This window comes from Halobacillus sp. Cin3 (assembly GCF_947311855.1).
Classification (GTDB): domain Bacteria; phylum Bacillota; class Bacilli; order Bacillales; family Halobacillaceae; genus Halobacillus; species Halobacillus kuroshimensis.
Genome location: NZ_CAMZMV010000001.1, coordinates 1,122,833 through 1,135,578, shown reverse-complemented (window position 1 = coordinate 1,135,578; position 12,746 = coordinate 1,122,833). Strand labels below are relative to the sequence as shown.

Below are 12,746 nucleotides of genomic sequence, written 5' to 3'. Positions count from 1 at the left end.
GCAGATTGATATACGATGAAGTTACGCAAAATATTGCAGGGTGTGGTGAAATGAAACGAGTATTGATTGTTGGAGCCGGCAAAGGCGGTACTGCTCTGCTGAAGCTGCTTAGTCAAGTGGACCGTATGCAGGTAGTGGCTGTGACAGACATCAATTCAGATGCTCCTGGTCTTGCTCTTGCGGAATCCTATGGAATTCCAGCGGGCCGGTCCTGGGAGCAGTGGATACATAAAAAGATTGATATCGTTATTGAAGCGACTGGACAGGAAGGTGTGTTCCAGTCGATTAGAGAAGAAAGAGATGAAACGACGGTGGTTATTCCAGGGTCTGTGGCTTATGTGACAGCTGAACTTCTGGAAGAAAAGGAAGCTCTTGTTCAAAAGCTGAAACGACAGACGGATAACCAGCATTTCATTTTAAACAGCATTCACGATGGTATGATCGTCGTCGATCACAAGGAGAACATTACATTCATCAACCCCAGCGCTGCCCGGATTCTGGGCAGAAATCATCAGGACGTTCTCCATTGTCCCGTTCAAGAGATTATTCCTGCCTCCAGACTGCCTTACGCGATGGCTTCCAAACACGAGGAAGTGAACAAGAAGCTGGAACTGGAAAATGGAAAGACGGTGGTGACGACCAGGATTCCAATGATTGACGAAAGTGGAAGTGTCATTGGTGCCTATGCGGTGTTCAAGGATATCACAGAGGTGGTTCACCTGGCTGAGGAAGTCACCGATCTGAAAGAAGTCAAAACAATGCTGGAAGCTATTATACAATCGTCGGATGAGGCGATTTCTGTTGTAGATGAGAATGGAAGCGGTTTAATGGTGAATCCTGCCTACACAAGGATTACCGGTCTCCCGGAAAAAGACATCGTCGGAAAGCCTGCGACAGTGGATATTTCAGAAGGGGAAAGTATGCATATGAAAGTCCTCCGTACGCGCAGGCCTGTCCGAGGAGTGCGGATGAAGGTTGGTCCTGCCAGGAAAGATGTCCTCGTTAACGTAGCCCCAGTCATTGTCGATGGCAAATTGAAGGGAAGTGTCGGGGTTCTGCATGATGTGTCAGAGATTAAATCCCTGACGAGTGAATTGAAAAGAGCCCGTCAGATCATCCGAAGCCTTGAAGCGAAATACACGTTTGATGATATTATCGGAGATTCTCCTGAAATGACCCTGGCACTTGAACAGGCTAAGGTTGGAGCGCGGACTCCGGCTTCTGTGCTTCTGCGTGGCGAATCAGGTACAGGGAAGGAACTGTTTGCGCACGCCATCCATAACGAAAGCGGGAGACGTCATAACAAGTTTATCCGGGTGAATTGCGCGGCCATTGCCGAGTCGCTGCTTGAAAGTGAGTTGTTCGGATATGAGGATGGGGCTTTCTCCGGAGCGCGCCGTGGAGGGAAAAAGGGATTATTTGAGGAAGCAGACAACGGGAGCATTTTTCTAGATGAAATCGGCGAGTTGACCCTGCCGATGCAGGCGAAACTTTTGCGTGTGCTTCAGGAAAATGAAATGATTCGTGTGGGCGGAACCAAACCGGTTCACATTGATGTGCGGGTCATTGCTGCTACAAATATAAACCTGGAAAAAGCGATTATGAATAAAAATTTCAGAGAAGACTTGTACTACCGGCTGAACCGTCTTCCTATCTATATCCCCCCTCTCCGGGAAAGGATCGAGGACATCCCCTTGCTGACCGCCCACCTGATTCAAAAGCTCAATGAGGATTATGGGCGGAACGTAACGTCCCTCAATGGAGAGGCTTACCAGTGTTTAATGGACTATCCGTGGCCTGGAAACGTAAGGGAACTGGAGAATATTATCGGAAGAGCTATGATCTATATGGAACATACAGATGAAATCATAAAGCCTGAACATCTGCCCACTCTTAAAAAACAAGAGGATACCGTCGAACCGGGCCGGACAGCTTCCGGTTGGACAGGGGAGACGCTGCAGGAGGCTGTGGACGACTATGAAAAGAAACTGCTCGTCGAAGCGTATCGTTCGCACGAGTTTAATAAGACCAAAACAGCCAAGGCTCTCGGTATTTCCATTAGAAATCTTTATTATAAGCTTGAAAAGTATGGGCTGGATAAAAACAGCATGCAGTATTTTTCATAATGCAGAATCCTGCATGTGCCGAAAAGCCATGTATGGCTGTCCGGGCGCATCAGACTTTTGGCATGAAATTTGCATGAATGAGATTAGGGATGAGGTGAAGCTTTGAAATCGTTAGATGAACTGGTAGAGACAATTGACCGCACCAGCAGACAAACCGTGGCTGTCGCACAGGCCGCAGATCCAGAAGTGTTAAAAGCCGTGAAAATGGCCTTGGACCAGGAACTGGCTCGTTTTATCCTTACAGGTGAAGAAGCGGATCTTAAAACGTGTGCCGCGGAGGCGGGCCTGCCGCTTGACCACCCGGATCTGCAGTGGAAACCGGCGCAGCCGAAAGAAAGTGCCCTCCTGGCTGTACAGGCTGTAGCAGAGGGGGAAGCGGATGTCCTGATGAAAGGGCATGTAGATACGAAAACCCTTCTGCAGGCAGTGCTCCATAAGGAATACGGCCTTAAGAAAAGAAAGGTCCTTTCCCACGTAGCTTTGTTTGAAATTCCCGGGAGAGACCGATTAATATACTTAACTGATGCCGCTATGAACATTCAGCCAACGCTGGAGGACAAAGTGGAGATTATTCTCAATGCGGTGGAAGTGGCCCACAAAGCAGGGTGGGACAATCCGAAAGTGGCTGCCCTCGCAGCCGTAGAGGCAGTCAACCCTAAAATGCCGGCATCCACCGATGCTGCCTTGCTCACCCAGATGAACCGCCGTGGTCAAATCGCGGGATGTGTGGTGGACGGGCCGCTCGCCTTTGACAATGCGGTGGATGCAGAAGCGGCTGCTCATAAGAACATTCAATCAGAAGTAGCCGGTCAGGCAGATATCCTCGTTGTTCCTACCATCGAGACGGCCAATGCGCTTTATAAATCGTTTGTATACTTTGCCCATGCCAAAGTGGCGGGTGTGATCAGTGGAGCATCCGCTCCCATCGTGTTAACATCAAGGGCTGATGATGCCCAGAGCAAAATTTACTCACTGGCTTTAGCATTAAAAGCCAGTCAATCCTAGGAGGAATACAAAATGGAAATTTTCAGCTATATGCAGGAATATGATTACGAGCAATTGTTGTTTTGTCAGGATGAACAGTCTGGTTTGAAAGCGATTATCGCCGTCCATGATACGACCCTCGGACCCGCTCTTGGAGGGACACGCATGTGGACGTACGCATCCGAAGACGATGCTGTTGAAGATGCTCTGCGTCTTGCTAAAGGAATGACCTATAAAAACGCAGCGGCCGGTCTGAATCTCGGCGGTGGAAAGACCGTAATCATCGGTGATCCGAAAAAGGATAAAAATGAGGAGATGTTCCGCGCATTCGGCCGTTACATTCAAGGACTGAACGGAAGGTACATTACAGCCGAAGATGTGGGAACAACGGTTCAGGATATGGATTTAATTCATGAGGAAACCGATTATGTCACTGGGATTTCACCTGCCTTCGGTTCTTCCGGCAACCCTTCCCCAGTAACAGCCTATGGGGTGTACCGCGGAATGAAAGCAGCTGCTAAGGAAGGCTTTGGATCAGATTCCCTGGAAGGTAAAACAGTTGCTGTCCAAGGTGTCGGGAACGTAGCTTTCACCTTGTGCCGCCATCTTCACGAGGAAGGTGCGAATCTGGTTGTGACCGATATTAATAAAGAAGCTGTTCAGCGTGCTGTTGAGGAATTCGGAGCTAAAGCAGTGGAGACGGACGAAATCTACAGCGTGGACTGTGATATTTATGCACCGTGTGCCCTGGGTGCGACCATCAATGATGAAACGATCCCACAGTTGAAAGCGAAAGTCATTGCCGGTGCAGCAAACAACCAGCTCAAAGAAACGAAACATGGCGATATTCTTCATGAGAAAGGCATCGTCTATACACCGGACTATGTCATCAATGCGGGCGGCGTGATCAACGTTGCTGATGAACTTCATGGGTACAATAAGGACCGTGCGATGAAGCGAGTGGAAACCATCTACGATAACGTATCCCGTGTATTTGAAATTTCCCGCCGTGATAATATCCCTACGTATCTTGCAGCGGATCGTATGGCGGAAGAACGCATTGAGCGTATGCGTCGTTCCCGCAGCCAGTTCCTTCAGAACGGCCATCACATCCTAAGCAGAAGACAGAACGGATAACGGAGGTCTTTGTTGTGCACACTCATCGAATCCTGGTTATAAACCCCGGTTCCACGTCAACAAAAATCGGTGTGTTTGATGACCTGGAAGCCGTCTTTGAAAAAACGATCCGCCACAGCGGAGATGAAATCAATCAATTCAAACGTATTATCGACCAGTACGATTTTCGAAAGCAGGTCATTCTTGATGTGCTCGATCAGGAAGGGATTAACATAAGCAAACTCAGCGCCGTCTGCGGAAGAGGCGGACTCCTGCGTCCAATTGAAGGCGGCACCTACGAAGTGAATGCCGCTATGCTTGAAGATTTGAAAAACGGCTATAATGGAGAACATGCCTCCAACCTTGGCGGCATCATCGCCTATGAAATTGCCCGCGGCCTGAACATCGGAGCCTATATCGTCGATCCTGTGGTTGTCGATGAGCTCCAGGAGCTTGCCCGGATCTCAGGCGTGCCGGAAATCCCAAGGAAGAGTATTTTCCACGCCTTGAACCAGAAGGCGGTCGCCCGGCGTGCAGCAGCTGATCTGGAGATGGATTATCCGGAGGCCCGTCTGATTGTCGCTCATATGGGGGGAGGAATTACCGTCGGTGCTCATATTGGAGGCCGGGTGGTTGATGTTAACAACGGTCTTCACGGCGATGGTCCTTTTTCACCTGAAAGAGCCGGTACCGTGCCTGCCGGTGACCTTGTCTCGATGTGTTACTCAGGCCAGTATTACCGTGATGAAGTTATGAAGAAACTCGTCGGGCAGGGAGGGCTCATGGCTTATCTCGATACCAATGACGCCAGGGAAGTCGAAAATATGATCGCCCATGGCGACAAAAAGGCCGAAATGGTCTTCAACGCTATGGCCTATCAGATTGCCAAAGAGATCGGAAGCATGAGTGCTGTGATGGAAGGCCGGGTGGACGCCGTCGCTTTGACAGGTGGACTGGCCTATGGAAAAGCCTTCATCAAAGAGATTTCCAAACGGGTGCACTGGATTGCTGATGTGCTTGTTTATCCGGGAGAAAATGAACTGGAGGCATTGAACGAAGGAACGCTGCGCGTCCTCAATCACGAAGAAATTCCAAAGCAGTATCCGAATTTTCAGGAATAAAAAGGAGCGGTAGATATGGCAGAGGAGTATGATCTAGTAGTTCTAGGAGGCGGGACGGGAGGATACGTGGCCGCCATCCGTGCTTCAAGGATCGGCTTGAAAACAGCGATTGTTGAAAAACGTGAGCTGGGCGGAACCTGTCTTCATAGAGGCTGTATTCCATCAAAAGCATTATTGAGAAGTGCAGAAGTTTTCAAACAAACGAAAGAAGCCGACAGCTACGGCATTACAGTTGAAAACCCTGTATTGAACTTCCAGAAAGTCCAGGAGCGTAAGCAGTCGATTGTGGACACATTACATAAAGGTGTTCAAGGTTTGATGAAAAAAGGGAAAATTGATGTTTATGAAGGTTTCGGCCGAATTCTCGGCCCTTCCATCTTTTCACCGACCGCAGGAACCATTTCTGTTGAAATGAACAACGGTGAAGAGAATGAAATGCTGATTCCGAAAAACGTCCTTATTGCAACCGGCTCCAGTCCAAAAAGTCTGCCCGGCCTGGAAGTAGATGGGCAGTATGTGATGACCTCAGATGAAGCCTTGAATATGGAAGAACTGCCATCGTCCATCATCATTGTCGGGGGCGGAGTTATCGGCATCGAGTGGGCTTCCATGCTCGCGGACTTCGGCGTTGAGGTGACGGTCCTTGAGTATCTTCCTCACATTCTCCCAACAGAAGACGAGGATATTTCCAGGGAAATGAAAAAACAGATGAAGAAAAAAGGTGTGGACGTTGTTACCGGTGCCAAAGTCCTTTCCGAAACGCTTGAAACGGATGATGGTGTAACGATCCAGGCTGAAGTTGACGGAGAAACCACAACCTATAAAGCAGAAAAAATGCTTGTATCTGTCGGGCGGTCCGCCAATGTGACCAACATCGGCCTTGAGAATACGGATATTCAAGTAGAGAACGGCTTCATACAAACGAATGACTATTATCAAACAAAAGAAAGTCATATTTATGCGATCGGTGATGTGATCGGTGGTATGCAGCTGGCCCATGTCGCTTCCCATGAAGGAATGACGGCGGTGGAGCACATGTCAGACAACGAGCCCCATCCATTGAATCCCGAACAAATTCCAAGCTGCATTTATTCCAGCCCGGAAGCCTCCAGTGTCGGACTGACGGAAGCACAGGCCAAGGAAAAAGGTTATAACATTAAGACCGGTAAGTTTCCGTTTCAGGCCATCGGTAAGGCACTCGTACATGGGGAAACGGACGGATTCGTGAAAATCATTGCTGATAAGGACACCGACGATCTGCTGGGTGTCCATATGATCGGCCCGCATGTCACCGATATGATTTCAGAAGCAGGGCTGGCCAAAGTTCTGGATGCAACCCCTTGGGAGATTGCTGAAACCATCCATCCTCACCCAACCCTCGCCGAGGCTGTCGGAGAGGCAGCGATGGCTGTTGATGGGAATCAGATTCACGGATAAGAACAAAGGAGGGAAACCCATGGCTGAAAACCGCCATAAGGATTTAGGATTAACGGATGAACAGGTGCTGGATATGTTCCGCACCATGCTATTAGCTAGAAGAATTGACGAACGGATGTGGCTTTTGAACCGTGCAGGGAAAATCCCATTCGTCATTTCCTGTCAAGGGCAGGAAGCCGCCCAGGTCGGCGCCTCCTATGCACTTGATCGAGATAAGGACTATGCGCTGCCTTACTACCGTGACATGGGAGTTGTGCTTTCCTTTGGCATGACGGCACAGGATTTGATGCTTTCCGGTTTCGCTAAAGCGGAAGATCCTAACTCCGGGGGGAGACAGATGCCTGGACACTTCGGTCAGAAGAAAAACCGGATTGTTACAGGGTCATCTCCAGTAACCACCCAGGTTCCTCACGCTGTAGGAATCGCTCTTGCAGGGAAAATGGAGAAGAAAGATTTCGTTTCTCTTGTTACTTTTGGAGAAGGATCTTCCAACCAAGGGGATTTTCATGAGGGAGCCAACTTTGCAGGCGTCCATAAACTCCCTGTGATCTTCATGGTTGAAAATAATAAATACGCTATTTCTGTTCCTGTCTCCAAACAGCTGGCCTGTGAGAAGGTATCAGACAGGGCGATCGGGTACGGCATGCCTGGGTATACAGTCGACGGAAATGATCCACTTGCCGTTTATGAAGCAGTAAAAGCTGCTGCAGACCGCGGACGTAACGGAGAGGGGCCGACATTGATCGAGACGGTTTCCTACCGCCTGACGCCGCACTCCAGTGATGATGACGACCGTGTTTATCGTGAGCGTGACGAAGTGGATGAAGCGAAGAAGAAAGATTCCATCGTTACGTTTGCCAACTATCTCCGTGAACAGGGGATTTTGACGGAAGAGAAAGAAACAGAGCTGAATGACGAAATCAATCACATCGTCAATGAAGCCACCGACTATGCTGAAAACGCGGCTTATGCCGAGCCGGAATCAGCAATGAAATTCGTGTACGAAGAGTAAGGAGGGGGCACGATTATGGCAGTCATTTCGTATATTCAAGCTGTCACCCAGGCACTTCGGGAAGAAATGCAGCGGGATGAAAAAGTATTTGTATTAGGAGAGGACGTTGGTAAACGCGGAGGCGTTTTCCGTGCAACGGACGGCCTTTATGATGAATTTGGAGAAGATCGTGTACTGGATACGCCTCTTGCCGAGTCTGCGATTGCTGGTGTAGGCATAGGAGCGGCTATGTATGGGATGCGCCCGGTTGCTGAAATGCAGTTTGCTGACTTTATCATGCCGGCGGTCAACCAGATTATTTCAGAAGCAGCGAAGATCCGTTACCGGTCCAACAACGACTGGAGCGCTCCTATCACTATTCGTGCGCCTTATGGCGGGGGAGTTCACGGGGCTCTTTACCACTCTCAGTCTGTTGAAGCAGTATTCGCCAATCAACCGGGCCTTAAAATTGTTATGCCGTCCACACCATATGATGTGAAAGGTCTGCTTAAAGCGTCCATCCGTGATAACGATCCTGTTCTTTTCTTTGAGCATAAACGGGCCTACCGTTTGATCAAAGGGGAAGTTCCTGAAGAAGATTACACACTTCCGATTGGAAAAGCAGATGTGAAGCGGGAAGGCTCGGACATTACGGTCATTACGTATGGATTGTGCGTTCATTTTGCTCTTCAGGCAGCAGAAAAGCTTGCAGAAGAAGGCATTGATGCCCACATCCTCGACCTTCGTACGGTCTATCCTTTAGATAAGGAAAGCATCATTGAAGCAGCCTCCAAAACTGGAAAAGTGCTGCTTGTCACGGAAGATAACAAAGAAGGCGGGATTATTTCAGAGGTTTCTGCTATTGTCAGCGAAAACTGTCTGTTTGATCTGGACGCTCCTGTCCAGCGTCTCGCTGGTCCTGATATTCCTTCCATGCCGTATGCACCAACAATGGAAAAGCATTTCATGATGAATCCTGATAAAGTCGAAAAAGCGATGCGTGATCTCGCAGAATTTTAATGAAGGAGGCGTTCGTCGTGGGCGTAGAAAAAATCAATATGCCTCAACTCGGAGAGAGTGTAACAGAGGGCACCATCAGCACTTGGCTGGTCCAGCCAGGAGATAAAGTAAACAAATATGATCCGATTGCTGAAGTCATGACGGATAAGGTGAACGCGGAAGTCCCTTCGTCCTTCACGGGTGTGATCAAGGATTTAGTGGCTTCTGAAGGAGATACCATCGAAGTTGGTGAACTGATGTGTCATATTGAAATCGAAGGAGGAGGCTCTTCCTCAGAACCGGCAGCTGCTGAGCAGAAAGAAGAAGAACCTTCAACGTCGACTTCAAAGTCACAGGCATCCGAGTCAGCTTCGAATGGGAAAGACCAGGGGCAGAAGAAACGCTATTCACCGGCAGTTATGACCCTTGCTCAGGAAAATGACATTGATTTAAATCAGGTGGAAGGGACTGGACGCGGCGGCCGGATCACCCGCAAAGACATCGAGAAGGTGATTGAAAGTGGAGGGGTTCCAAAAGCCGAAGACCGTCCACAGGCGGAACAGAAAGCTCCGTCTGCCGAACCGTCTGCGCCCGAATCCGCAGCAAAGCCGGCTCCATCTGTTCCTGATGTCCAGGCAGGAGAAGGGGATATCGAAATCCCTGTCACCGGCGTCCGTAAGGCGATTGCCGCCAATATGGTGAAATCCAAAACCGAAATTCCACATGCGTGGATGATGGTCGAAGTGGATGTGACCAATCTGGTGGAGCTTAGAAATGCGAAGAAAAATCAATTTAAAAAACAGGAAGGCTACAGCCTGACGTATTTTGCTTTCTTCGTCAAAGCTGTCGCCCAGGCCTTGAAAGAATATCCACAGCTTAATAGTACATGGGCAGGTGATAAGATCATTCAACGCAAGGCGATTAACTTGAACATCGCTGTCGCTAAAGAAGATCAGTTGTTTGTGCCCGTGATTAAAAATGCGGATGAAAAAAGTATCAAAGGCATTGCCCGTGATATTACAGAACTGGCAGGTAAAGCCCGTGACGGGAAATTGACGTCCAAGGATATGGAAGGCGGAACCTTTACTGTAAACAATACGGGTTCGTTCGGATCCGTTCAGTCCATGGGTGTAATCAATCATCCACAGTCAGCCATTTTACAGGTGGAATCCATTGTGAAAAAACCGGTTTATCAAAACGGCATGTTTGGTGCGCGTGATATGGTTAATCTCTGTCTGTCGCTGGATCACCGCGTGCTTGATGGTCTTGTTGCTGGTAATTTCCTTGCCCGTGTAAAGGAAATACTCGAGAAAATGAGTGAAGAGAATACTTCCATCTACTAAAGAGGAAAAGCGGCTGCATCGGCTGCTTCCAGGCTGCCTGCTAAAGTTTCAGGCAGCCTGTTTTTTATTGGATGCCTCTTTGCCGGAAGATGTTTTATGATCTGCCGGACATCGATATGTCTCTGGGGGAAAAGTATAGTTCCAGGTTCCGGCAGGGGGAAAGGTTTTTATAGACAGGAAAGAAACGGCAGAAGAATTGAAAGCCTTCTGTTATCTTGGTAAAATGTTCATAGTATTTATAAAAAGGGGCCATGTCTAATGGATTTCAATATTTTCATGAATGATGTCGTTACAAAAGCACGTGAAGAAATTACGCAAGCGGGGTACACCGAACTTACTTCACCTGAAGAAGTCGATCAGGCACTGACTCAGGAAGGAACCACTCTTGTCATGGTCAATTCCGTCTGCGGGTGTGCAGGAGGGATTGCACGTCCAGCCGCTGCTCATGCTATTCATTATGATAAACGCCCGGACCGCCTGGTCACAGTGTTTGCCGGTCAGGATCGCGAAGCGACGAACCGGGCACGTGAGTATTTCGAAGGATACCCGCCGTCTTCTCCTTCCTTCGCACTTTTGAAGGATGGGAAAATCCAGACGATGGTGGAGCGTCATGATATCGAAGGCTTTGAACCGATGGAAGTCATCGGAAAGCTTCAGCGCAGTTTTGAAGAATACTGCGAAGAGGTATAATAAAGAAAAGGCTTGGGATCTTTGTGATGAGCAAAGGTCCTTTTGCTTTTCTGATTGGTTTTTAGACAGTATTAGGAAGAGAAAGGATTAGACACACATTGAAGATAGGATACCGTACCATTAAGACAGCGTTAGGCACCCCTTTTGCCATCTGGGTGGCACAGATGCTGCAGCTGGAAAACTTTGCATCAGCAGGGATCTTGACGATTCTCTGCATCCAGATTACGAGGAAGCGGTCATTTTTAAGTGCATGGCACCGTTTTTCAGCGTGTATTGTAGCTATGGTTTTTTCGTTCGCCTTTTTTGAGCTGATTGGATATAACCCGCTGGCTATCGGGATCATGCTGTTTGCCTTTATCCCTGTGACCGTCTGGCTGAACATTACACCTGGTATTGTGACGAGTTCAGTCATCATTCTCCATCTATACGGCTCAGGCAGTATAGGCTGGGAGATTATTATAAACGAAGTGATCCTGATTACTGTAGGAATCGGTACGGCTCTGCTGCTGAATTTATACATGCCGAGTCTGGAAAATAAACTGGGAGAGTACCGGAGTCAGGTCGAGCATAACTTTTCCCTGATCATGAAGGAGCTTGCTACGTTTTTAAGAGATGGAGACAATGACTGGACAGGACACGAGCTTACAGAAACAGCGGCACTGCTTGAAAAAGCCAAGTCCTTATCCTACAGGGATGTTGAAAACCACCTGCTTCGGACTCATAACCATTTTTATCATTACTTTCACATGCGGACGAAACAGTTTGAGTTATTGGAGCGGATGCTTCCGCTTGTGAGCCGGATTTCCACCTCGAATATGCACAGCTCTAAAATCGCTGATTTCTTTGATGATTTAGCCGGGGCAATTCATCCTGGTAATACAGCGGTCATTTACCTGCAGCGGTTCAAAGAGATGAAGGAGGAGTTCAGGGAGGATGACCTTCCACAGACGCGCGAGGAATTTGAGATGCGTGCCAGTCTTTTTCACCTGCTTAATGAGATTGAGGAATATTTAATCATTAAACGGTCATTTAAGAAGAGTGACGTATAAAGGACATGGGGGCGGGGAAACTTGAATTAAAAAGAAGGGATATGCATGACATTCTTTTTTCTGGTCTTCTCCAGCCTCCAGCTGCTGCTTCCTGCGTCAGCTGAAGAGCCTGTCGTTCTTGTCAACAAAGCCGTACACGAACTCGTAGTGTATGAGGACGGGCAGCGGACATTCCAAGCTCCTGCGGCTATCGGGAAAACCGATAAACTCACACCGGAAGGACTATTCGTAATTAAAGTGAAAGCCGTAGATCCGTATTATCGAAAAAACAATATTCCAGGCGGCGTTCCGGAAAATCCACTGGGAAGCCGTTGGATCGGGTTTGATGCAGAGGGAACGGATGGCCGGATTTACGGCATCCACGGTACGAATCAGCCGGAGTCGGTCGGAACCTCTGCTTCCGCAGGGTGTATCAGGCTGAAGAATGACGACGTCGAAACCTTATACACCATGATCGAAGAAGAGATGGACGTGTGGATCGTGGACGATCCGGACGTAACAATGGAAGTTTTGTATGAACAGTGGCTGAAAAATAAATGGCAGCAGTTTCTGAATTAAAAAAAGCCGGGAAGGGTGGAGAACCACCTTGCCCGGCTTTTCCTCTTTTTATAGGAAGAAGCTCGCTCCCGCCAGTACCGTAGAGAGAACCATGGAGAGAATCATAATATAAATAACGATTTTCATGCGGCGTTCCCGCTTTGAGCGTTTTTTCGTTTCAGCCAAGGTTGGTAACCTCCTTCTCAGTCGTTCCTGTTCAATATTTTACCGAAAAAAAAGAAAATGGACAAGGGGACGTTTGGATTCACAATTTGTTGTGAATTATGTTAATTTTTAGATAGGTAAGCGCTTCATTTCTGGTATGCTAGAAGAGAATAGACGAAAGAGGAGGC

The 12,746-nt window shown here is 48.3% G+C and carries 12 protein-coding genes; 11 read left to right on the top strand and 1 reads right to left on the bottom strand.

What is annotated here, in order from left to right; genetic code table 11:
• The first annotated feature begins 50 nt into the window (after nucleotides 1-50).
• From QMA39_RS06090 to QMA39_RS06040, 11 genes are all read left to right on the top strand, one after another.
• Entirely contained in the window at nucleotides 51-2,126 is a 2,076-nt protein-coding gene (locus QMA39_RS06090; RefSeq protein WP_281658219.1) for a sigma 54-interacting transcriptional regulator, read from the top strand.
• A gap of 102 nt (nucleotides 2,127-2,228) precedes the next feature.
• Nucleotides 2,229-3,131 (top strand): phosphate butyryltransferase, encoded by a 903-nt coding sequence (yqiS, locus tag QMA39_RS06085; RefSeq protein ID WP_206935112.1) that lies wholly within the window; start codon nucleotides 2,229-2,231, stop codon nucleotides 3,129-3,131.
• A 12-nt stretch (nucleotides 3,132-3,143) separates the two neighbouring features.
• Nucleotides 3,144-4,247, top strand: coding sequence for a branched-chain amino acid dehydrogenase (gene bcd, locus QMA39_RS06080; protein ID WP_027955459.1), 1,104 nt, complete (start codon nucleotides 3,144-3,146; stop codon nucleotides 4,245-4,247).
• 14 nt (nucleotides 4,248-4,261) lie between these two features.
• Nucleotides 4,262-5,347, top strand: coding sequence for a butyrate kinase (buk, locus tag QMA39_RS06075; RefSeq protein WP_027955460.1), 1,086 nt, complete (start codon nucleotides 4,262-4,264; stop codon nucleotides 5,345-5,347).
• Between the two features lie 15 nt (nucleotides 5,348-5,362).
• The gene (gene lpdA, locus QMA39_RS06070) at nucleotides 5,363-6,784 is read left to right on the top strand and encodes a dihydrolipoyl dehydrogenase (RefSeq protein WP_206935107.1); all 1,422 of its coding nucleotides are present in this window, start codon (nucleotides 5,363-5,365) and stop codon (nucleotides 6,782-6,784) included.
• A 19-nt stretch (nucleotides 6,785-6,803) separates the two neighbouring features.
• Nucleotides 6,804-7,796 carry a thiamine pyrophosphate-dependent dehydrogenase E1 component subunit alpha gene (locus QMA39_RS06065; protein ID WP_206935105.1) on the top strand — a complete coding sequence of 331 codons (993 nt, stop codon included), beginning with the start codon at nucleotides 6,804-6,806 and terminating at the stop codon, nucleotides 7,794-7,796.
• Between the two features lie 15 nt (nucleotides 7,797-7,811).
• Nucleotides 7,812-8,795, top strand: a complete 984-nt coding sequence (locus QMA39_RS06060) for an alpha-ketoacid dehydrogenase subunit beta (protein WP_027955463.1) — start codon at nucleotides 7,812-7,814, stop codon at nucleotides 8,793-8,795.
• 17 nt (nucleotides 8,796-8,812) lie between these two features.
• Nucleotides 8,813-10,117, top strand: a complete 1,305-nt coding sequence (locus QMA39_RS06055) for a dihydrolipoamide acetyltransferase family protein (RefSeq protein WP_281658218.1) — start codon at nucleotides 8,813-8,815, stop codon at nucleotides 10,115-10,117.
• A gap of 258 nt (nucleotides 10,118-10,375) precedes the next feature.
• Nucleotides 10,376-10,807 (top strand): BrxA/BrxB family bacilliredoxin, encoded by a 432-nt coding sequence (locus QMA39_RS06050; RefSeq protein WP_027955465.1) that lies wholly within the window; start codon nucleotides 10,376-10,378, stop codon nucleotides 10,805-10,807.
• A 98-nt stretch (nucleotides 10,808-10,905) separates the two neighbouring features.
• A complete protein-coding gene (locus QMA39_RS06045; RefSeq protein WP_027955466.1) occupies nucleotides 10,906-11,856 on the top strand; it encodes an aromatic acid exporter family protein in 951 nt (316 codons plus the stop codon).
• A gap of 45 nt (nucleotides 11,857-11,901) precedes the next feature.
• Complete coding sequence (locus tag QMA39_RS06040; protein ID WP_281658217.1) at nucleotides 11,902-12,414, top strand: L,D-transpeptidase; 513 nt, start codon at nucleotides 11,902-11,904, stop codon at nucleotides 12,412-12,414.
• A gap of 48 nt (nucleotides 12,415-12,462) precedes the next feature.
• Here QMA39_RS06040 and prli42 read toward each other — a convergent pair whose 3' ends face one another.
• A complete protein-coding gene (gene prli42 / locus QMA39_RS06035) occupies nucleotides 12,463-12,579 on the bottom strand; it encodes a stressosome-associated protein Prli42 (RefSeq protein ID WP_242520466.1) in 117 nt (38 codons plus the stop codon).
• Nucleotides 12,580-12,746: the final 167 nt, after the last annotated feature.